The sequence below is a fragment of the Pseudonocardia sp. Ae717_Ps2 genome (assembly GCF_001932475.1).
Classification (GTDB): Bacteria; Actinomycetota; Actinomycetes; order Mycobacteriales; family Pseudonocardiaceae; genus Pseudonocardia.
Window position 1 is genome coordinate 2,676,363 of the sequence record NZ_MCIS01000001.1, and the last position, 21,373, is coordinate 2,697,735.

At 74.5% G+C, this 21,373-nt stretch carries 17 protein-coding genes; 6 read left to right on the forward strand and 11 right to left on the reverse strand.

The genetic code is table 11. The features are described 5' to 3' along the window. The first annotated feature begins 21 nt into the window (after positions 1-21). From Ae717Ps2_RS12465 to Ae717Ps2_RS12475, 3 genes are read left to right on the forward strand one after another with little or no spacing between them, the layout of a single operon-like run. On the forward strand, positions 22-1,032 hold the full coding sequence (locus Ae717Ps2_RS12465) for an iron ABC transporter permease (RefSeq protein WP_075306474.1): 1,011 nt from the start codon (positions 22-24) through the stop codon (positions 1,030-1,032). Continuing rightward, positions 1,029-1,796, forward strand: coding sequence for an ABC transporter ATP-binding protein (locus Ae717Ps2_RS12470; RefSeq protein ID WP_075306472.1), 768 nt, complete (start codon positions 1,029-1,031; stop codon positions 1,794-1,796). The genes Ae717Ps2_RS12465 and Ae717Ps2_RS12470 overlap by 4 nt, the downstream gene beginning before the upstream one ends. Beyond that, on the forward strand, positions 1,793-2,857 hold the full coding sequence (locus tag Ae717Ps2_RS12475) for an ABC transporter substrate-binding protein (RefSeq protein WP_233147537.1): 1,065 nt from the start codon (positions 1,793-1,795) through the stop codon (positions 2,855-2,857). The genes Ae717Ps2_RS12470 and Ae717Ps2_RS12475 overlap by 4 nt, the downstream gene beginning before the upstream one ends. Before the next feature lie 75 nt (positions 2,858-2,932). On the opposite strand, the gene Ae717Ps2_RS12480 is transcribed toward Ae717Ps2_RS12475, so the two are convergent. From Ae717Ps2_RS12480 to Ae717Ps2_RS12490, 3 genes are all read right to left on the reverse strand, one after another. After that, entirely contained in the window at positions 2,933-3,694 is a 762-nt protein-coding gene (locus tag Ae717Ps2_RS12480; RefSeq protein ID WP_075306470.1) for an SDR family NAD(P)-dependent oxidoreductase, read from the reverse strand. A gap of 19 nt (positions 3,695-3,713) precedes the next feature. Next, positions 3,714-4,532 (reverse strand): iron-siderophore ABC transporter substrate-binding protein, encoded by an 819-nt coding sequence (locus tag Ae717Ps2_RS12485; protein WP_369804835.1) that lies wholly within the window; start codon positions 4,530-4,532, stop codon positions 3,714-3,716. A 267-nt stretch (positions 4,533-4,799) separates the two neighbouring features. Then, positions 4,800-5,558: a class I SAM-dependent methyltransferase gene (locus Ae717Ps2_RS12490; RefSeq protein ID WP_020623146.1), complete on the reverse strand. Its 759-nt coding sequence runs from the start codon at positions 5,556-5,558 to the stop codon at positions 4,800-4,802. 166 nt (positions 5,559-5,724) lie between these two features. On the opposite strand from Ae717Ps2_RS12490, the gene fabG reads away from it, so the two are divergent. Beyond that, on the forward strand, positions 5,725-6,483 hold the full coding sequence (gene fabG / locus Ae717Ps2_RS12495) for a 3-oxoacyl-ACP reductase FabG (protein ID WP_020623147.1): 759 nt from the start codon (positions 5,725-5,727) through the stop codon (positions 6,481-6,483). A gap of 68 nt (positions 6,484-6,551) precedes the next feature. Here the strand turns inward: fabG and Ae717Ps2_RS12500 are convergent, their stop codons facing one another. From Ae717Ps2_RS12500 to Ae717Ps2_RS12535, 8 genes are all read right to left on the reverse strand, one after another. Next, positions 6,552-7,898 (reverse strand): hypothetical protein, encoded by a 1,347-nt coding sequence (locus Ae717Ps2_RS12500; RefSeq protein WP_020623148.1) that lies wholly within the window; start codon positions 7,896-7,898, stop codon positions 6,552-6,554. Positions 7,899-8,188: 290 nt separating this feature from the next. Then, the gene (gene cydC / locus Ae717Ps2_RS12505; RefSeq protein ID WP_075306462.1) at positions 8,189-9,895 is read right to left on the reverse strand and encodes a thiol reductant ABC exporter subunit CydC; all 1,707 of its coding nucleotides are present in this window, start codon (positions 9,893-9,895) and stop codon (positions 8,189-8,191) included. Next, a complete protein-coding gene (gene cydD, locus Ae717Ps2_RS12510) occupies positions 9,892-11,685 on the reverse strand; it encodes a thiol reductant ABC exporter subunit CydD (protein ID WP_083695903.1) in 1,794 nt (597 codons plus the stop codon). The genes cydC and cydD overlap by 4 nt, the downstream gene beginning before the upstream one ends. Before the next feature lie 5 nt (positions 11,686-11,690). After that, on the reverse strand, positions 11,691-12,755 hold the full coding sequence (cydB, locus tag Ae717Ps2_RS12515) for a cytochrome d ubiquinol oxidase subunit II (RefSeq protein ID WP_075306460.1): 1,065 nt from the start codon (positions 12,753-12,755) through the stop codon (positions 11,691-11,693). A 17-nt stretch (positions 12,756-12,772) separates the two neighbouring features. Next, positions 12,773-14,308, reverse strand: a complete 1,536-nt coding sequence (locus tag Ae717Ps2_RS12520; RefSeq protein ID WP_075333410.1) for a cytochrome ubiquinol oxidase subunit I — start codon at positions 14,306-14,308, stop codon at positions 12,773-12,775. Positions 14,309-14,463: 155 nt separating this feature from the next. Beyond that, a complete protein-coding gene (locus tag Ae717Ps2_RS12525) occupies positions 14,464-15,393 on the reverse strand; it encodes an alpha/beta hydrolase (RefSeq protein ID WP_075306456.1) in 930 nt (309 codons plus the stop codon). 111 nt (positions 15,394-15,504) lie between these two features. Further along, complete coding sequence (locus tag Ae717Ps2_RS12530) at positions 15,505-16,221, reverse strand: FAD-binding oxidoreductase (RefSeq protein ID WP_020623838.1); 717 nt, start codon at positions 16,219-16,221, stop codon at positions 15,505-15,507. A 2-nt stretch (positions 16,222-16,223) separates the two neighbouring features. Further along, positions 16,224-16,829: a sulfite oxidase-like oxidoreductase gene (locus tag Ae717Ps2_RS12535; protein ID WP_075306454.1), complete on the reverse strand. Its 606-nt coding sequence runs from the start codon at positions 16,827-16,829 to the stop codon at positions 16,224-16,226. A gap of 300 nt (positions 16,830-17,129) precedes the next feature. Between Ae717Ps2_RS12535 and Ae717Ps2_RS12540 the strand changes: the two genes are divergently transcribed. Then, positions 17,130-19,061: a methylmalonyl-CoA mutase subunit beta gene (locus tag Ae717Ps2_RS12540; RefSeq protein WP_083702347.1), complete on the forward strand. Its 1,932-nt coding sequence runs from the start codon at positions 17,130-17,132 to the stop codon at positions 19,059-19,061. A 20-nt stretch (positions 19,062-19,081) separates the two neighbouring features. Further along, the gene (scpA, locus tag Ae717Ps2_RS12545; RefSeq protein WP_233147763.1) at positions 19,082-21,268 is read left to right on the forward strand and encodes a methylmalonyl-CoA mutase; all 2,187 of its coding nucleotides are present in this window, start codon (positions 19,082-19,084) and stop codon (positions 21,266-21,268) included. Positions 21,269-21,373: the final 105 nt, after the last annotated feature.

A 21,373-nucleotide genomic window follows, 5' to 3' on the forward strand; every position in this document is an offset into this window, starting at 1 on the left:
CAGGTGTGGGAACGACGGTCGGTGCGCTCCGCGACGGTGACGGTGGCCCTGGCCGCGCTGCTGGCGGTCGCGCTCCTGGGCTCGCTCGCCTTCGGCGCCGAGGTCCTCCCCGTCGCGAGGGTCGTCGACGCGGTGCTGCAGGACCGTCCCGGCCCGGTCTCGACGATCGTGTGGGACCTGCGGATGCCGCGCTCGCTGCTCGCCGCGATCGTCGGTGCGGGCCTCGCACTCGCCGGCACCGGGGTGCAGACCCTGGTGCGCAACCCGCTCGCCGACCCCTACCTGCTCGGGGTGTCCTCCGGCGCGAGCGTCGGCGCCACGGCCGTCATCACCACCGGGGTGCTGGGTGCGCTCGGCACCTGGGCGCTGTTCACCGGGGCGCTGCTCGGCGCCCTCGCGGCCGGGGCGCTGGTCGGGGCGATCGCCGTCGCCCAGGGCGGGATCACCCCGATCCGGCTGATCCTCACCGGCACCGTGCTCGGCTCGGCGTTCTCGGCGACGGCGAGCTTCCTCGTGTTCCGCACCGGCGACCCGGCGGCCGCCCAGTCCGTGCTGTTCTGGCTGCTGGGGAGCCTGTCCGGGGCGCAGTGGGACCGGGTCGCGGTGCCCGCGGTGACCGTCGGGCTGGTGCTCGTCCTGTTCCTGGCCTCCAGCGGCTGGCTCGACGCACTGAACGCCGGACCCGACACCGCGGCGGCGCTCGGCGTGCCGGTCACCGCCGCACGGGCGGCGCTGTTCGCGGTCTGCGCGACCGCGGTCGGGGTGCTGGTCGCGGTCTCGGGCGCGGTGGGCTTCGTCGGGCTGGTCGTGCCGCACCTGGCCCGGCTGCTGGTCGGCTCCCGGCACCGGGTGCTGGTCCCGGTGGCGGCGCTGGCCGGGGCGCTGTTCCTGGTCGTCGTCGACGTCGCCGCCCGGATCGCGGTGCGGCCCACCGAGATGCCGCTGAGCGTGGTCACCGGGCTGATCGGCGCCCCGGTGTTCCTGGTCCTGATGGGGCGCCGCCGCTACCGGACCGCCGGGAGCACGGCATGAGCCTGCGCGCCGAGACCCTGTCCTGCGTGCTCGGCGGGCGCACCGTGCTGGCCGGGGTCGACCTCGCGGTCGAGCCCGGGGAGGTGCTCGGCGTCGTCGGGCCCAACGGCAGCGGCAAGTCCACCCTGCTGCGCGCCCTCGCCGGGATCCGCCGACCCGCCGCGGGCCGCGTGCTGCTCGACGGCACCCCGCTGACCGCGCTGCGGGCCCGGCAGCGGGCCCGGCGGATCGCCTTCGTCGGCCAGGAGGAGGACCTCCCCGCGGACCTGTGCGTCGGGGAGGTCGTCGCGCTCGGCCTGGTCCCGCACCGGCCGCCGTGGTCGGGTGGCGACGCGGCCGAGCGGGCCGCGGTCACCGCCGCGCTGGCCGCGGTCCAGCTCGACGGCCTGGCCGACCGGCCGGTCGACCGGCTCTCCGGCGGGGAACGGCGCCGGGTGCTGCTCGCCCGCGGGCTCGCCCAGGACGCCGGGGTCCTGCTGCTCGACGAGCCCACCAACCACCTCGACGTCCGGCACGCGCTGGGCCTGCTGGAGCTGGTGCGCTCACTCGGCCGGACCGTCGTGGTGAGCCTGCACGACCTCGACCTCGCGGACCGCTGGTGCGACCGCCTCGTCGTGCTGCACGACGGCCGGGCCCTCCCGGCCGTGCCCGACCTCGACCCCGACACCGTCTCACGGGTCTTCGGGGTCGCCGCCGCCCGCGTCACGCACCCGGTGACCGGGCGGTCCCGCCTCCTGCTCGACCTACCCGGGGAGACTCCGTGACGCTCCTGCCCACCCGTCCACTGCGGCTGTCCGCCGTCCTCGCCGCGGGGGCGGTCGCCCTCGCAGCCTGCTCGGCCCCGGCCCCGGCTCCGCCCGCCGCCGATGCCCCGGCCGGCACGGTCACCGTGACGAACTGCGGGGCGCCGGCGTCGTTCCCGTCCCCGGCGCAGCGCATGTTCGTCAACGACGGCAACATGATCTCGATGGTCCTGGCGCTCGGTGCCCAGGACCGGGTCGCCGCGGTGTCGAGCATGCAGCGCGACGCCGAGACGCTGCGCCGCCACTACGGCGCCGCCGTCGACGGCCTGGCCCAGGCGGCACCGCAGTACCCGACCCTGGAGACGGTCCTGGCCCGCGACCCCGACGTGATGGTCGCCGGCTGGAACTACGGCTACAGCGAGGAGAAGAACCTCACCCCGGCCCGGCTGCGCGAGCAGGGCATCGCCCCCTACGTGCTGACCGAGTCCTGCCGTCAGGCCGACGGGCAGCGTGCCCGCGGCATCGTCGACCCCTGGACGGCGCTGCGCGACGACCTGCACAACCTCGGCACGATCACCGGGCACACCGCCGACGCCGACCGCGTCGTCGCCGACCTCGACGACCGGCTCGCCGCGCTGGGGAGGGCACCGAAGGCCGCGACCCCGCCGACGGTGTTCCTGTTCGACAGCGGCACCGAGTCGCCGTACTCCAGCGGCCGCTTCGGCGCCCCGCAGGCGATCATGGAAGCGGCCGGGGCGCGCAACGCGCTGTCCGACGTCGACGACACCTGGACCCAGGTCTCGTGGGAGCGGGTCGCGACGGCGCAGCCCGCCGCGTTCCTGTTCGTCGACTACCCGCCGCAGACCTTCGCCGAGAAGGTCGCGGTGCTCAAGAGCCGCCCCGACACCCGCGACCTGCCCGCGGTCCGGGAGAACCGGTTCCTGAACCTGCCCTACGCCCTGTGGACCTCGGGCCCGCTCAACGTCGACGCCGCCGAGCAGGTGCGGGCGGCGCTGGAGCGCTGGAACCTGGTGCCCGCCTCCGGCCTGACCCCGGAGTCGGACGACGTGCCCCGCAGCTGAGTGCGCAGGTCCCGGGGGCGCCGCGCGGCGCCCCCGGGACCTCCGATCCGATCCGATCCGATCCGGGCCGGTCGGTCAGGTGATCGTCATGCCGCCGTCGACGGCCCAGGTCTGACCGGTGACGTAGCCACCGGCCGCCGAGGCGAGGAACAGCACGGCCGCCGTCAGCTCCTCCGGGTCGCCCTTGCGGCCCACCGGGATCCGCTCGGACATCCGCTCCAGGTAGCCGTCCGGGTACTGCTCGGTCATCTCCGAGGCGAAGAAGCCGGGCGCGACCGCGTTGACCCGGATCCCGCGCCGCCCGGTCCACTGCTGGGCCAGGTCGCGGGTCAGGCCGACGATCGCCGCCTTGGACGCGGAGTAGGCCGCCTGCGGCAGCGACGCCGTGGTCAGGCCCAGGATCGAGGAGATGTTGACGATGCTCGACCCCGGCGCCATGTGCGCCGCGCAGGCCTGCGCCATCCAGTAGGAGCCGTTGAGGTTCACGTCGATGACCGAGGTGAACTGGTCGGGGGTCTCCTTCAGGGCCGGGACGGCGGTGCCGATCCCGGCGTTGTTCACCAGCACGTCGAGCCGACCGAACCCGTCGACGGCGGCCTGCGCCAGCGCCCGGCAGTCCTCGGGCTTCGCCACGTCGGTGGCGACGGCGACCGCGCGCCTGCCCGTCGCCTCGACCAGTGCCACCGTGTCGGCCAGCTTGTCGACCCGTCGCGCGCCCAGCACGAGGTCCGCGCCCGCCTCGGCGAGGCCCTTCGCGAAGGCCACACCGAGGCCGGACGACGCACCGGTGACGACGGCGACCCGGCCGTCCAGTCGGAACCGCTCCATCACAGTCACGCAGGGACCCTAACCCGGATCAGCCGCGGAGCTTCTCGGCGAGCTGGGGGACGAGCCGCTCCAGGGCGAACGGGGCCGAGAGCACGCTGTTGTAGGTCATCGCGCCCCGGGTGTCGGCGTCGGGCACGACCATGTCGCCGCGGGCGACGACCGGCACCTGGCGCAGGACCGGGTCGGAGTCGACCTGCTGCTTCGTGGTGCCCTCGTCGGCCAGCATCACCAGCACGTCGCCGTCGAGCAGGCCGGCCTGCTCGGAGGAGACCTCGACGTAGAAGCTCTTCCGGTCGTCGCGCTCGGCGATCGCCGGCGGCTGTGCGAAGCCGAGGCCGGTCATGAACTGCCCGCGTGCGTCGGCGGCGGTGAAGGCGCCGTACTTGCCGTCGAAGGGCAGCACCGTGGCGCCGACCTTGCCACGGAACTCCGGGTGCGCGGCGACGGCGTCGGAGAACGCGGCGTCGGCGGTGCGGATCAGCTCCTCGCCGCGCGCGGTCTCACCCAGCGCGGTGGCGACGGCGCGCATCTGGTCGGTGCGGCTCACCCCGAACGCGATCGTGCCGGCGGGCCGTGCGACGACCGGCGCGATCGCGGTCAGCTGGTCGTAGGCGGCCTGGTCGATGCTCGAGGACAGCGCGATGATGACGTCCGGGCGCAGCGCGGCGATGCGCTCCAGGTTCGGCTCGGTCTCGGTGAGGAGCTGCGGTGCCTCACCCCGCACCAGGCCGCGAGCCCACGGCCCGAGCCCTCCGGTCTCCTCGTAGAAGGCGTAGCCGGCCAGCGCGACCGGGGTGACGCCGAGGGCGAGGACGGGGTCGGCGTCGGTGACGCCGAGGGCCACCACGCGCTGCGGGCGGGCGGGGATCTCCGCGGTGCCGAAGGCGTTGTCGATGCGGACGGGGAACGCGCCGTCGGAGCCGGCCGGCGCGGCGGCCGGGCCCGGATCGGAGGCGCAGGCGGTGAGCAGGCCCGCGAGGGCCAGCAGGATGATCAGTCGTCGGAGCACGCCGGGACAATAGCCGAGGCTTACCTAACCCGTAATGTCCGGAAGGTCTCGCGGCTGCGCGTTCGCACCGGTCGACGCGGCGCGGACCGGTGCGAACGCGCCGGGTCAGTCGCGCGGGCGGCGCTTGCGGGCCACGACGGCCCGGTACAGCAGCGGGTCACGGCTGGTCGCGAGCCGGTGCCGGTAGACGGTCGCGCCGAGCTCCTCGAGCTCGCCGGAGGCCAGCAGCGACGAGATGAGGCCGGCGAACCCGGAGGTGTCGCCGTCGGTCAGGAAGTCGTCCCGCAGGGTGATCGCGACGAAGCCGTCGTCGGCGACCATGTCGAACGCGGTGCGGAACGCAGCGGGTGGGATGTCACCGAAGCCGAGCGCGGCGACGCAGGTCAGGGCGTCGAAGCCGCCCGAGGAGATGTTCTCGACGGTCTCGTCGTCGAGGGCGGTGAGGTCGACGACGTGGTAGTCGTCGTAGACCCCGGGGCGGTCGCGTTCGGCGGCGTCGCGGGCCTCGGGCAGGATGTCGATCCCCACGACCTTCCCGACGCCGCGGGCGCGCAGCTCCTCGCCGACGATGCCGTTGCCGGCGCCGACGTCGAGGACGCGCAGCCCGGACGGGTCGACACCGACGGCGTCGAGCTGCTCGGCCAGCGCGCCCGCGACCACGGCCGGGGACTGGCACTGCAGGATGTCGTAGAACAGCTTCTCGTAGAGGCCGGGGATCTTGAACAGCTCGTCGTAGTCGTGGAAGCGGTACTCGGTCCACCCGTGTCCGAGGTCGATGACGCAGTACTCCGCGTCCTGCTCGAACGAGGTCGTGGGCTCCGGCAGAGCAAGCCGGTAGGTCGGTTCGGAACGCTCGACGGCCATGAAAATCCTTCCTGGTCGGGAACGGACACCTCGACGCTAGTGCACCCGAGGCATCCGATCGGGGGTGAGCGACGTCGCACGGACCGCGATGTGACGCGGCGGTAGGGGGTGACACGATCGGCAGCGGGAGACACCCGGAGATCACCGTCGATCAGCGAGGAGAGACATGACCCAGCAGCAGAGGACCGCGATCGTCACCGGTGGGGCGCGCGGCATCGGGGCCGCCACCGCGATCCGGCTCGCCGCCGACGGACACAAGGTCGCGGTGCTGGACCTGGAGGAGTCGGCCGCGAAGGCGACCGTCGAGGCCATCGAGTCCGCGGGCGGGACCGCGGCCGCGTTCGGTGCGAACGTCGCCGACGAGCAGGCCGTCGCCGCCGCCGTCGACGCGGTCACCGAGCGCCTCGGCGCACCCACCGTGCTGATCAACAACGCCGGCATCACCAAGGACAACCTGCTGTTCAAGATGACCGTCGACGACTGGGACGCGGTCATGGGTGTGCACCTGCGCGGGGCCTTCCTGATGACCCGTGCGGTGCAGAAGCACATGGTCGACGCCGCCTGGGGCCGGGTCGTGAACCTGTCGTCGACCTCCGCGCTGGGCAACCGCGGGCAGGCGAACTACTCCGCGGCGAAGGCCGGCATGCAGGGCTTCACCAAGACCCTGGCGATCGAGCTCGGCAAGTTCGGCGTCACCGCGAACTGCATCGCCCCCGGCTTCATCGCCTCGGAGATGACCAAGGCGACCGCCGAGCGGATCGGCGTGGACTGGGAGGACTTCAAGGCCGCCCGGGCCAAGGAGATCCCGGTGCAGCGCCCCGGCGCGCCCGAGGACATCGCTCAGACCGTGTCGTTCTTCGTCGACGAGCGCTCGTCGTTCGTGAGCGGCCAGGTCATCTACGTGGCCGGTGGCCCGAAGGCCTGACCCGCCCCACGACGAACGGGCCGGCACCGCTGCTGCGGTGCCGGCCCGTCGTGGCCGTCGCGGAGCTGTCAGGACCTGGTGGTCATCGGCACGATCGCCCAGCCGGGGATGTCCTCCTGGCCGGACACCGGCACCGCGTCGGCGGAGAAGTTGACCAGCAGCATCGAGCCGTCGGCCGCGCGGAAACCGCCCAGCGAGGAGCCGTCGGTGGCCCGGCCCAGCTCTACGGTGCCCTCCCGGAGCCGGGGCACCAGCCAGCGCCACGCCTCGGTCAGCGGGGTCGCCTGGCCGCCGTTCTCCTCGGTGGCCGGGGTCCACAGCGAGGAGTACTCGAGCGAGCTGCTGCCCTCGGGACCCCACAGCAGCGCGCCCTGGGTGCCGGAGCGGGCCATCGCCTGCAGGGCGGCGATCGTCGAGACCGCGCTGGCGGGGGAGTCGAAGCCGGCCTGGGCGTCGGCGGGGACGTTCGCGTAGAACTCGGCCCACCAGATGGGCAGCTGCGTCCGCTCCTGGATCCAGCGGTCGATCACCGAGAACTTCTCCGCGCCGACGTCGACCGGGGAGATCGCGTCCTGCTGTCCGCGGTTGGTGGTCGAGCCGTCGACGACGATGAAGTCCGCGCCGACGTTGTTCTTCAGCCAGTAGTCCAGGACGTCGAGCGGGCGCTGGTCGAGCGCCCCCCAGGGGCCGCGGATGTTCGAGGCGTCGTGCGAGTCCACCGGGACGCTGCTCATGACGACGTAGGGGCCGCCGACCTGCACGTCGGGCCGGACGGACTTCACGGCCTGGTAGACCTGGTTGTAGAAGTTCGTGTAGCCCTCGTAGTCCCAGCGGTTCTCGGCCTGGTTGTAGAAGCCCTTCAGCTCGTTCCACACCAGGACGCGGTCGACCTGCGGGTACCGCTGCACGGCCTCGCGGGCGAGGTTGGCGAAGTCGGCGAAGTGCTCGGGCAGCGGGGCCTTCTCGAGCCGGTCCCAGCGGGTGTCGCCGCTGTCGCGCGGTGCGCCCTTCATCCAGTCCGGGGAGCAGCACAGCGTCAGCATCGCCTTGCCGCCGGTCTCCTCGGTGAGCTGCATCCGGCGGTCCAGCGAGCCCCAGTCGAACTCACCGGGCCGCGGCTCGGGGTTGAGCGTGCCGAAGCCCATGATGTGGTGGTTCTGGTACTCCTGGCCGAGGCTCGACAGGATGTCGACCCCGCGCTGGCGGGCCTGCGCCGGCTCGGTGTCGTCGAGGCTGTCCTGGGTGTGGGTCACCCCGATCTCCATCGGTCCCGGCTGCTTGTCCCACCGCCAGCTGCCCAGGTCGACGGCCTTCGCGGAGGCCTCCAGGGCCGACGACGGCGCGGTGCCGCCGGCGGTGTCGTCACCGCCGACCCCCGAGGTGCAGGCGGCGAGGGCGAGGACCCCCGAGAGCACCAGGGCCAGGGCCGGGGCCCGGCGCAGGCCGGACCGGAACCGGGGGGTCCGGGACGCGGACCTCGGTCCTGACGTCGTCGGGGAGGGACGGCGTGACGCTCGCACGGGGTGGTGACCTCACGTTCTGACCGGACGCGGCGCCGGGCGGATGCCGTGGCGCGCGCGGGCTCGTACTGACTCCTGCACTCCTGCGCGGGACGGTCTCCCGGCGAGGTGCTCCCAGCGTGTCAGGGGCCTCCTGTGACCTGACTGAGAGAACCCCGGGCACGCCCGGAGCCGGCGCGAGCCCGCTATCGGACGTTCGGAGCAGGGTAGGGCCGCGGTTCGCGAGGGCTGCACGCAGCCCCGTCACGCAGGTGGACCTTCTTGTCGCGCAGCGTGTACACGCGGTCGGCCCGCGGCAGCACCGCCGGGTCGTGGGTGATGAGCAGCACCGCGCGCCCCGCCGCGGCGGCGAGCAGGTCGTCGAGGACGGCGTCGCGGGTGTCCGGGTCGAGGTGGGCGGTGGGCTCGTCGAGCACCAGCACCGCCGGGTCGACGAGCAGCGCGCGGGCCAGCGCGAGCCGCCGGCGCATCCCACCGGACAGCCGGGCACCGTGTGCGCCGACCTCGTCGTCGAGCGCCAGGCCGGTGAGCCCGACCCGGCGCAGGACGTCGTGCAGGACGGCGTCGTCGGCGTCGGGGGCGGCCAGGCGCAGGTTCTCCCGGACCGTCGAGTCGAACACGTGCGGGTCGGCCGGCACCCCGGAGACCACCGCGCGGACCTCCTCGGGTGCCCGCACCGCCAGGTCGTGCCCGTCGAGCCGGACGGTGCCCGCGCGCGGGTCGAGGAACCGGAACAGCACCGCGGCCAGCGTCGACTTGCCCGACCCGCTGGGGCCGACCAGCGCCACGACCTCCCCGCGCCCGACGTCGAGGTCCACCCCCTGCAGGACGGTGCGGCCGCGGCCGTCCGGTCCCGGTCCCGGCCAGGCCGCGGTGAGACCGCGGATCGCCAGGTCGCCGCGACGGGGCAGCGGTGTGGCGCCCGGTTCGCGGTGTGCGACGGCGGGCGCGGCGTCGAGCACCGGCACCAGCCGGGCCATCCCGGCGCGTACCGCGGCGAGCCGGGCCGCGGCGGCGGGCAGCGGCGCGACGATCTCGAACGCGGCCAGCGCGGTCAGCACCAGCACGGCCAGCGGGACCGCGCCGAGGGCACCGGCGTCGACGGCGGCGACGCCCAGCAGCAGCGTCCCGGCCAGGGTGAGCCCGGCGACCAGGGCGCCGGAGCCCGCGCCGAGGCCGAGCAGCGCGGCGTCGCGGCGGGCGGTGCGGGTCAGCTCGGCGTCGGCCCGGGCGACCGCGTCGACGGCGTGGCCGGTCGCTCCGTGGGCCAGCAGCTCGGGGCCGCCGTCGAGCAGGTCGACCAGGGCGGTCGCCAGCCGGTCCCGCGCGACGCCGGCGCGCTCGGCGGGCTGCCGCGACAGCGCCGCGGCGAGGGCGGGCACCGCGACCCCGGCGAGCAGCAGCCCGCCCGCGAGCAGCGCGCCGCCGGGGAGGTAGAGCGCGGTGGCGAGCAGCACCGCACCGGACCCGGCGACCGCGGCCGCGACGACCGGCAGCATCCCGCGCACGACCAGGTCCTGCACGGAGTCGGTGTCGCCGACCAGCCGGGCGACGAGCTCGCCGGACCGGAACCGGTGGACCGGCTCGGTGGCGGCGAGCCGGGCGTAGACGCGGCCGCGCATGTCCGACAGCGCGCGCAGGGCGGCGTCGTGCCCGACCAGCCGCTCGGCGTAGCGAGCCACCCCGCGTCCGACGCCGAGGGCACGGGTGAGCACGACGGCGACCGACAGCGCCGTCACCGACGGGTGCTGGGCGGCGGTGGCGAGCAGCCAGGCGGCCAGCGACAGCAGCCCGGCACCGCAGGCGGTGGCGAGCGCGCCGAGCAGCGCGCCACCGACGACGCCGCGCAGCCGGGGCGCCAGCACGCTGCGGGCCAGCGACCAGGGGCTCATCGGGGACCCCCGGCCGGGGTGATCGTGGCGGGGGCGATCGTGACCGTGCGGTCGGTGTGCTCGGCCCAGCCCGCGTCGTGGGCGACGACGACCGCGGTGCGCCCGCGCAGCAGCTCGGTGGCCGCGGTGCGGACCGCGGCGGCGGAGTCGGGGTCGAGGTGCGCGGTCGGCTCGTCGAGCAGGACCAGCGGCGCGTCGCGCAGGAACGCCCTGGCCAGCGCGACCCGCTGGCGCTCGCCGGAGGACAGCTGCGTGCCGCCCTCACCGAGCACGGTGTCCCAGCCCCGGGGCAGCCGGGCGACGACGGTGTCGAGTCCGGCCCGGCGTGCGGCCGCGCGGACGGCGTCGTCGGTGACGTTGTCCCGTCCGGCGCCGAGCCGGACGTTGGCGGCGACGGTGTCGGCGAACAGGTGCGGCTGCTGCGGGACCCAGGCCACCCCGCGCCGCCAGGCGTCGAGGTCCAGCTCCGCGAGCTCGGCGGCGGTTCCGTCCCGGCCGTGCACGATCACGGTGCCGCCGGTCGGGGCGACGGTGCCGAGCAGCACCCCGAGCAGGGTGGACTTCCCGGCCCCGGACGGGCCGCGCAGCAGCACCGTCTCACCGGGGGCGAGGCCCAGCGACAGCCCGGCGACGGCGTCGGTGTCCGCACCGGGGTAGCGCACCCGCAGCCCGTCGACGGTCAGGCCGCGCCCGGCCGGGTCGGCGGCCGGCACCGGAGCGGTCCCGCCGGTGGCGCCGCCGACGGGGCGGTCGAGCTCGGCGAACACCTGCCGGGCGGCGGCGACCCCCTCCATGCTGGCGTGGAACCGGGCACCGACCTCGCGCAGCGGCAGGTACGCCTCCGGGGCCAGGACCAGCACGAACAGCGCGGTGGCGTAGTCGAGGTTCCCGTAGAGCAGCCGCAGCCCGACCTCGACCGCGACCAGGGCGACGGCCAGCGTCGCGAGGACCTCCAGCACGAACGCGGACAGGAACGCGACCCGCAGGGTGCCGGTCATGGCGTGCCGGTGCTCGTCCGTGGTCTCCCGGACCTTGCCCGCGACGACCTGCGCACGGCGGAACAGCGCGAGCGTCGGCAGCCCCTGCACGACGTCGAGGAAGTGCCCGCCCAGGCGCGACAGCAGCCGCCACTGGCGGTCGGTCCTGGCCCGGGTGTGCATCCCGACCAGGACCATGAACAGCGGGATCAGCGGCAGCGTCACCCCGATGACGACCGCGGAGATCCAGTCGGCGTCCGCGACGACGATCAGCACCGCGACCGGGACCAGGACGGCGAGCACCAGCTGGGGCAGGTAGCGGGCGAAGTAGTCGTCGAGGGCGTCGAGCCCGCGGGTCGCCAGGGTGACGATCTCGCCGGAGGACCGCCGCGGGTCCGGCGCGGCGAGCGCGAGCCGGCGCACGAGCGCCGTCCGCAGCTGGGACTTGGCGCGGGCGGCACAGCGCAGCGCGGCGGACTCCGCGCCGTAGGTCAGCAGCGCCCGCGCCACCGCGACGACGGCGACGCCCCCGACCAGCCGGGCCAGGGTGTCGAGCCCGGCGCCCGGACCGATGGGCGTGCCGTCGGTGGCGAACGACGGCGTCGCCCCGGCCACCACCCGCGACACGAGCCAGGCCTGGGCCAGGATCAGCCCGGTCGCGGCGACCCCGCAGCCCGCGGCGACGGCCAGGTGCACCCGGACCGCGCTCGCGGTGCGCAGCAGCCGCGGGTCGACGGGCGGGCCGCCCGCGGGCGGCGCCCCGGCGGTGCCCGGCGGGGCCGGCGGAGCCGACGGGGTGGACGGGTGCGACATGGTCGTCATCGTGGCGCCGGTACCGCGGTGCCACGAGGGCCGGCGGGCCCCTCCGGTGCGACCCGCGCCCCGCCGAGGCGCTTGCGGAACACCCAGTAGCTCCAGGACTGGTAGGCGAGGACCAGCGGCAGGAACACGGCCGCGACCCAGCTCATGACCGTGAGCGTGTAGGGCGCGGACGCGGCGTTCGCGACGGTCAGGGTGTGGGCGGGGTCGGTGGTCGAGGGCAGCAGCGACGGGTACAGCTGCCCGAACAGCACGACCGACAGCCCGCCGATCGACAGCGCGGTGGCGGTGAACGCCCACCCCTCGCGGCCGAGCAGCAGCGCCACCCCGGCCGCGGCGAGGGCCAGCCCGCTGACCCAGGCGACCGTGCCGGTCCAGGACGGCTCACGCAGCGCGAGCGTCGCGGCCAGGAAGGCGACGGTGACCAGCAGGACCGGAACCACCGCCCGCAGGGCGAACCGGCGTGCCCGGTACCGCACCGGCCCGTCGGTCTTGAGCGCCAGGAACACCGCGCCGTGCAGGAGGAACAGCGCAGTGGTGACGACGCCGCCGAGCAGGGCGTAGCCGTTCAGCAGGTCCGCGAGCGAGGCCGTGACCACGGTGTTCTGCCCGCTGCCCGGGGCACTGAGCTCGGTCGGCAGGCCGCGGACCAGGTTGGCGAGCACCAGGCCCCACACGAAGGCCGGGACCAGCGACCCGAGACCGATCATGAGGTCCCAGCGGGCCTTCCAGGACGCGTCGGAGCGCTTGTGCCGGTACTCCAGCCCGACCCCGCGCACGATCAGGCCCAGCAGGACGAGCAGCACCGGCAGGTAGAGGCCCGACAGCGTCGCGGCGTACCAGGCGGGGAAGGCGGCGAACATCGCGCCGACGGCGGCGATCAGCCACACCTCGTTGCCGTCCCACACCGGGCCGATCGCGCCGAGCGCCGCCTCGCGGTCGGCCTCCTCGTCGCGGCCCAGGACGCGGACCAGCATCCCGACGCCGAAGTCGAACCCCTCGAGCACCAGGTAGCCGGTCCACAGCACGGCCACGGCCAGGAACCAGATCGTGGGCAGGTCCATCGTCGTCCCTCCGTAGGTCAGTAGCTGAACGCCGCGGGGCGGCGCTCGTCGTCGGTGCCGACGGCGGCGCCGTCGTCGGGACGGCCGTCGGAGCCGTCGGAGCCGTCGGGGCCGTCGGGATCGTCGGTGTAGGGCAGTGCGGCGCCGGGACCGGCCTGCACATAGCGGAACAGCAGCCGCACCTCGACGACGGCGAGCACCCCGTAGAGCACGGTGAACGTGGCCAGGGAGAACGCGACCTGGCCCAGGCTCACCCCGGGGGAGACGCTCTGGGCGGTGAGCAGCTCGCCGTGCACCGTCCAGGGCTGGCGGCCCATCTCGGTCAGCACCCAGCCGGCGATGTTCCCGGCCAGCGCGGCGGGCAGCGCGGCGATCACGCCCCGGTAGGCCCACCGCTGGAGCCGCCCGGCCGGAGCCGGTGCGCCGTCGCGGGTGAAGCCGGGCAGCCGTCCGCCGCGGGTGAGCCAGAGCCCGGCCGTCGCGACCGCGACCCCGGCCAGGCCGAGGCCCATCATGAGCCGGAACGCCCAGTAGAGGACGGCGATGTTGGGCCGGTAGTCCCCGGGGCCGTAGAGCGCCTCGTACTGTGCCTGCACGTTCTCGATGCCCTGCACCGGGCCCCACGGGCTCCCGGTGGCCAGGAAGCTCAGGACGCCGGGGATCTGCACGTTGATGTGGTTGCGGCTGCCCTGGACGTCGCCGACGGCGAACAGTGAGAACCCGGCCGACTCCTCGGTCTGCCACAGCGCCTCGGCCGAGGCGAGCTTCATCGGCTCGTAGGTGGCGGCCAGCTTGGCCTGGTGGTCACCGGAGGCGATGACCAGCACCCCGGCGACGAGGGTGACGAGGAACCCGGTGCGCAGGGTCTTGCGGAACAGCGTGTGCTCGCTCGGGTGCGGCGTCGCGTCACCGGGACGGCGCCAGCGCTCGCGCATCAGCTTCCAGGCGCTGACCGCGGCGACGAACAGGCCCGCGATCAGGAACGCCGCGGCGACGACGTGGGCGTAGGTCGACCAGGCCTGCGGGTTGGTCAGCACGGCGCCGATGTCGGTGAGCCGGGCCCGGCCGGTGGCGCGGTCGACCTCGTAGCCGACCGGGTTCCGCATCCAGGCGTTCGCCGCGAGGATGAAGTACGCCGACAGGTTCGACCCGATCGCGGCGGCCCAGATGCAGGCCAGGTGCACGCCCCGGCGCAGCCGGTCCCACCCGAAGATCCACAGCCCGATGAAGGTGGACTCGAGGAAGAACGCGATCAGCGCCTCCATCGCCAGCGGCGCGCCGAACACGTCGCCGACGAAGGTGGAGTAGGCGCTCCAGTTCATCCCGAACTGGAACTCCTGCACGATCCCGGTGACCACGCCCATCGCGAAGTTGATCAGGAACAGCTTCCCGAAGAACTTCGTCGCCCGCAGGTACTCCTCCCGGCCCGTGCGGAACCAGGCGGTCTGCAGCGACGCGACGATCACCGAGAGCCCGATGGTCAGCGGCACGAACAGGAAGTGGTAGATCGTGGTGATCCCGAACTGCCAGCGAGCCAGGTCGAGCGCGTCCATCGGGACCTCCCGAGCGAAGTTTTACGTCCAGTAGTAGTTCTACCGGAAGTAGAAGATCAGCGGGGACCCGGGCCCGGTGGCGCTGGACACGCGGGCCGCCGCGGGTGCGCTCGCCCCCGGGTCCGGGGGGCTCGGTCCGGTCCTGTCCGGCCCGGTCAGGCGACGGCGAGGGTGCGCCGCAGGAAGTCCACCTGCGCGGCCACGGACCGCTCGAACATCTCGCCGAGATAGATGTCGAAGTGCCCGCACGGCAGCTCCAGCACCTCCGAGCCCGCCCCGGCCCGGGCGGCGACCGCACGCACCGACGCCGGCGGCGCGATCGAGTCCCGCGCCGCGACGACGACGAGGATCGGCGCCCGCAGCCGCCGCGCCGCCGTCACCGGGCGGTTGAGCGGGATCCGCAGCGCGCCCCGGGCCCGCATGGTGTTGCGGAACCCGGGTCCGGCGATCGAGGAGTAGCCGCTCTCGGCGTCGTGCGAGGTGATCGCCGCGGTCGACCCGGGCGGCCCGAACACCGCGATCCGGTGCGGCGGGCGCCCGAGCAGCCCGGCGGCGGCGTCGCGCAGGCCGTGCCCGGTGAGGCGGGCCAGCTGCCCGGGCCCGGCGTAGCGCAGGATCTCCAGCAGCGCGGCGGCCCCGTCCATCGCGGCGCCCTGGGAGATCACCGCGGCGACCTGGCCGTCGCGGGCGGCGACCGGGACCACGTGCCCGCCGGAGTACGAGCTGCCCCACAGCACGATCCGCTCCGGGTCGACGCCGGGCAGCGTGCGGGCGTACGCGATCGCGGCGTGGTAGTCGGCGCGGTGGCGGCCGTGGTGGACGTCCTGGTCGAGCCGCGGGTCGCCGGTGCCGTCGGAGGCGCCGAACCCGCGGTAGTCGAACACCAGCACCGCGCAGCCCGCGGCGGCGAAACGCTGCGCGAAGGGCAGCAGCCCGGAGTCGCGGGTGGCACCGAACCCGTGCGCCATGACGACGCAGGGCCGGCCGCGGTCGTTCGTGAGCGCGTCGCCGGACGCCGTGAGGAGCCAGGCCGCGCAGCGCAGCCCGCCGCTCGGGAACGACGTCTCGGCGGGGGTGACGGTCATCGTCTGCTCCTGCGGTGCACGGGCGGATCGAGTCGGTCCGGGCCGCTCGCGGCAGCACGCGGAGTCTCGGGGCCGGGTCATCGTGCCGCACCCCGGTGCCCGGCCGCTCGGTCAGGCCCCGGTCGGGCCGAACTGCTCGATCCGGATCGCGTGGTCGGGGACGCCGGCGGCGGCGAGCAGGTCGGCCGCGGCGGCGGAGAAGGCCGGCGAGCCGCACACGAACGCGGTCTCCCCGCCGCGGACCAGCGGGGCGAGGTCGGCGAGGGTGAGCCGGCCCGCCGGGCGGGTCGCGCCGGGCGGGGCGGTCCGGGTGAACACCGCGGTGACCGGCGGACCGGTGAGCTCCTCGCCGTAGAACAGATCGTCGGGGGTGCGGACCGAGACCAGCATCCGCACCAGGTCGGGACGGCCGACGGCGCGGGCGTGACGCAGCATCGCGGCCAGCGGAACCTGCCCGGACCCGCCGCCGACCAGCAGCGCGGGGGAGACGCCGTCCCAGGCGAACCAGCCCCCGACCGGGCCGCGGACCTCCAGCACGTCCCCGACGACGGCGACGTCGTGCAGGAACCCCGACACCTCGCCGTCGTCGAGACGTTCGACGGTCAGGGCGATCTCCGGCCGCCCGTCGGGCGCGGAGGCGACCGAGTACGAGCGCTGCGCGGTGTAGCCGTCCTCGGCGGTCAGGCGCAGCACGTAGTACTGGCCCGGCAGGTGGGTGGCCGGTTCCTCCAGGCCCAGCCGGAAGGTCTTCACCCCCGGGGCCTCGTCGTGCACCGACAGCACGGTCGCGGCCTGCCAGCGCAGGGTGCGGCGTGGGGTGGTGTCCACCGTCAGTCCCCCTGGAACCGCTGCTCGGACCACGGGTCGCCGCGGTCGTGGTAGCCGTTGCGCTCCCAGAAGCCCGGCTCGTCCTCGGCGAGCAGGCGCAGCCCGGCGACCCACTTCGCGCTCTTCCAGAAGTAGAGGTGCGGCACCAGCAACCGTGCCGGGCCGCCGTGCTCGCGGGTCAGCGGCGCGCCCTGTGCCTCGAACGCCAGCCACGCCCGGCCGCCGGTCAGGTCCGACAGCGGCATGTTCGTGGTGTAGCCCGAGTGCGAGTGCGCGACGGCGAACCGCGCCTCCGGCAGCGGTCCCGCCGCCTCCAGCAGCGTGTCGACCGCGACCCCGCTCCAGCGCATCCCGAACTTCGACCAGGTCGTGACGCAGTGGATGTCGCCGTCCCACCGCTCGCGGGGCAGGGCGCGGATCTCGTCCCAGGTCCACTCGACCGGGCGCTGCACGAGACCGTCGATGCGGAAGGTCCAGCGGGCGGTGTCCAGCACGGGGGCGCGTTCGGCGGTCAGCACCGGCCACTGGTCGCCGGCGTCGTACTGGCCGGGCGGCAGCCGTCGGTCACGCGGTCTGCGCCCGACGAATCCTCGGGTCACGCGGGGCATGCCGACCACAATGCACCCCCGCCCCCGGTTGTTCCCGCCCCGGCCCGTCACACCGGCACCCGGCCGCCAGGGGCTACCGGTGGGGACTACCGGCGGGGAACGGCCGCGTGCACGCCGCGAGGCCCCCGGACGGCCCCGTTGCGCCAGTCGGGTGCATCACAGGCCGTGCGCGCCTCGCCACAGCGCATGCCCCTGGCGGCACCGGCTCACTAGACTCCGCTGCACTTCGGTGGCGTCGACGACGGCGCCATCCGGCGGGCAACGAGGCCGCCCCGCGGGCCGGTGAGGAGAACAGAGCGGATGACGGACAGTGACCGCAGCGCGGTCGGCCGCGCAGCCGGTCCGGAGGGCTCTTCCGTGGATGCTCCGGTGGAGCCGGAGGAGCTGGTCCTCGCGGGCGCCTTCGACCCGGTCACCCGCGACCAGTGGCTCGCCGCCGTGGACGCGGTGGTGCGCAAGTCGGGCCGGCTCGGCGAGGACGCCGAGCTCGGGGCCGGGGTCGAGACCCTGACCCGCACCTCACCCGACGGGATCCGGGTCGCGCCGCTCTACGCCGAGGAGGACACCACCGACCTGCCGCCCACCGGCGTGCCGGGGTCGTGGCCGTTCACCCGCGGCGCCCGCACCGACGGGCACGTCCCCGACGGCTGGGACATCCGCCAGCGCCACGCGGGCACCGACCCGGCCGCCGTCCGGGAGGCCGTGCTGGCGGACCTGGAGTGCGGCGTCACCTCGGTGTGGCTGCGGGTGGGCGAGGGCGGCGTCGCCGTCGCCGACCTGGCGCGCGCCCTCGACGGCGTGCACCTGGACCTGGCCGGGGTCGCCCTCGACGCCGGGACCGAGCAGGTCGCCGCCGCGCACGCCTACCTGGACCTGGCCGCCCGCAACGGCGTCGAGGACGCCGAGCTGCTCGGCTCGCTGGGCGTCGACCCGATCGGGCTGCGCGCCCGCGCGGGCTCCGGCCCGGACGTCGAGTCCGTCGTCGAGGTCGCCCGTCGCGTGCACGGCACCTTCGACAAGGTCACCGCGATCACCGTCGACGCGACCGTGGTCCGCGAGGCCGGCGGCTCCGACGCCCAGGAGCTGGGCTGGTCCCTGGCCGCGGGGGTCGCCTACCTGCGTGCCCTGGACGCCGCGGGGATCGGGGTGGCCGACGCGGCCCGGCTGATCGAGTTCCGCTACGCCGCCACTCCCGAGCAGTTCCCGACGATCGCGACCCTGCGGGCGGGCCGGCGGCTGTGGGCCCGGGTGCTGGAGGCCTCCGGCGTCACCGACGTGCCGCAGACCCAGCACGCCACCGTCCCCGACGCGCTGTTCACCCGGCGCGACCCGTGGGTGAACATGCTGCGCGGCACCGTCGCCGGGTTCGCCGCGGGCGTCGGCGGGGCCGACGCGGTCACCGTGCCGCCGTTCGACGCCGCCCTCGGCGTCGCCGAGCCGTTCTCCCGCCGCATCGCCCGCAACACCCAGAACCTGCTGGTCGAGGAGTCGCACCTGGCGCGGGTCATCGACCCGGCGGGCGGGTCCTGGTACGTCGAGCACCTCACCGAGGACCTCGCGCGGGTGGCCTGGGAGTTCTTCGTCGAGATCGAGGCCGCGGGTGGCGCGGTCGCCGCGCTCGACTCCGGCCTGGTCGCGGAGAAGGTGGGCGAGGTCCGCGCCCGCCGCGAGGCCGACGTCGCGAAGCGGAAGGCCCCGCTCACCGGCGTCTCGGAGTTCCCCGACCTGAACGAGAAGCCGGTGCGACGCACCCCGCTGCCGCCGGCCGTCGAGCGCGGGGGGCTGCCGCTCTACCGCCCCGCCGAGGCCTACGAGGCCCACCGGGACCGCTCCGACGCGCTGCTGGCCGAGACGGGCTCGCGTCCCACCGCCTTCCTGGCGACCCTCGGCCCGCTGGCGGTCTACACCGCCCGCGCCGGGTTCACCCGCAACCTGCTGGCCGCGGGCGGTGTCGACACCGTCGACGCCGGCCCGACCGAGACCGCAGCCGACGTCGTCGAGGCGTTCGGGAAGAGCGGCTCGCCGGTCGCGGTGCTCTGCTCCTCGGACACGCTCTACGACGAGCGGGCCGCCGAGGCCGCCGCCGCGCTGCGCGAGGCCGGGGCCACCCACATCCTGCTCGCGGGGAAGCCGAAGGAGCCGGTGCCCGGCGTCGACGGCCACCTGTTCGCCGGCTGCGACGCCCTCGCCGTCCTGGACGACGTGTACACCCACCTGGAGGGCTCGAAGTGAGCATTCCCGACTTCACCACCGTGCCGCTCCTGGGCGACACAGCGCCCGCCACGGCGTGGAACGGCTCCGCCCCGACGTGGGAAGCACCGGAGGGGATCGGCGTCAAGCCGCTCTACACCGCCGACGACCTCGCCGGCGTCGACTTCCTGCACACCTACCCGGGCATCACCCCGTACCTGCGCGGGCCGTACCCGACGATGTACACCAACCAGCCGTGGACGGTGCGCCAGTACGCCGGATTCTCCACCGCCGCGGAGTCCAACGCGTTCTACCGGCGCAACCTCGCGGCCGGGCAGAAGGGCCTGTCGATCGCGTTCGACCTGGCCACCCACCGCGGGTACGACTCCGACCACCCCCGCGTGGCGGGCGACGTCGGCATGGCCGGTGTCGCGATCGACTCGATCCTCGACATGCGCCAGCTCTTCGACGGCATCCCGCTGGACAAGATGTCGGTGTCGATGACGATGAACGGCGCCGTCCTCCCGGTGCTGGCGCTCTACATCGTCGCCGCCGAGGAACAGGGCGTGAGCCCCGAGAAGCTGACCGGAACCATTCAGAACGACATTCTGAAGGAGTTCATGGTCCGCAACACCTACATCTACCCGCCGCAGCCGTCTATGCAGATCATCTCCGACATCTTCGGCTTCACCAGCCGGAAGATGCCGAAGTTCAACTCGATCTCCATCTCCGGGTACCACATCCAGGAGGCGGGTGCGACCAACGACCTGGAGCTCGCCTACACCCTGGCCGACGGCGTGGAGTACCTGCGGGCCGGTGTCGACGCCGGGCTGGACATCGACAAGTTCGCCCCGCGACTGAGCTTCTTCTGGGCGATCGGCATGAACTTCTTCATGGAGGTCGCCAAGATGCGGGCCGCCCGCCTGCTCTGGTCGAAGCTCGTGAACCGGTTCGAGCCGCAGAACGCCAAGTCGCTGTCGCTGCGGACGCACTCCCAGACCTCCGGCTGGTCGCTGACCGCGCAGGACGTCTACAACAACGTCGTCCGCACCTGCGTCGAGGCGATGGCCGCGACCCAGGGCCACACCCAGTCGCTGCACACCAACGCCCTCGACGAGGCCCTCGCGCTGCCGACGGACTTCTCCGCGCGGATCGCCCGCAACACCCAGCTGCTGCTGCAGCAGGAGTCGGGCACCACGAACGTCGTCGACCCGTGGGGCGGCTCGTACTACGTCGAGAAGCTCACCTACGACCTCGCCAAGCGGGCGTGGGCGCACATCGACGAGGTCGAGAAGGCCGGCGGCATGGCCCAGGCCATCGACGCCGGCATCCCGAAGATGCGTGTCGAGGAGGCCGCGGCCCGCACCCAGGCCCGCATCGACTCCGGCCGCCAGCCGGTGATCGGCGTCAACAAGTACGTCGTCGAGGCCGACGAGCAGATCGACGTGCTCAAGGTCGACAACAAGAACGTGCGACGCGAGCAGCTCGAGAAGCTGCAGCGGCTGCGCGCCGAGCGCGACGACCGCGCCGTCGACGAAGCGCTGCGGGCGCTGACCGGCGCCGCGGAGAAGATCGCCGAGGGCTCGTCGCGCTCCGACGACGAGAACCTGCTCCAGCTGGCCGTGAACGCGGCCCGCGACCAGGCCACGGTCGGGGAGATCTCCGACGCACTCGAGAAGGTCTTCGGGCGCCACGCCGGTCAGATCCGCATCATCTCCGGTGTGTACTCCGCCGAGGCCGGGCAGAACCCGGCGATCGACCGCGCCCGCGAGCTCGTCTCCGAGTTCGCCCGCCACGAGGGCCGCCAGCCCCGCATCCTGGTCGCGAAGATGGGCCAGGACGGCCACGACCGCGGCCAGAAGGTCATCTCCACCGCGTTCGCCGACATCGGCTTCGACGTCGACGTCGGGCCGCTGTTCCAGACCCCGGCCGAGGTCGCGAAGCAGGCCGCCGAGTCCGACGTGCACGTGATCGGCGCCAGCTCGCTGGCCGCAGGACACCTCACGCTGGTCCCGGAGCTGCGCCGAGAGCTCGCCGAGCTGGGGCGCGACGACATCATGGTCGTCGTCGGCGGGGTCATCCCGCCCGCGGACGTGCCGGAGCTGCTGGAGATGGGCGCCGCCGCGGTGTTCCCGCCCGGCACGGTCATCGCCGAGGCGGCCGTCGACCTGCTCGGCAAGCTGTCCGCCGCGCTCGGTCACGACGACCCGGACACGTCCGCACCGGCCGGCAGCGTCTACGCCGACTGAGCCCGCCGGCACGGTGTCGCCGTCACGGTGTCCCCGGGCTCGTGCCTCCGTCACCGTGCCGCTGTCACCGTGCCGCCGTCCTTGCGCCCGGTGTGCCCACCCGCG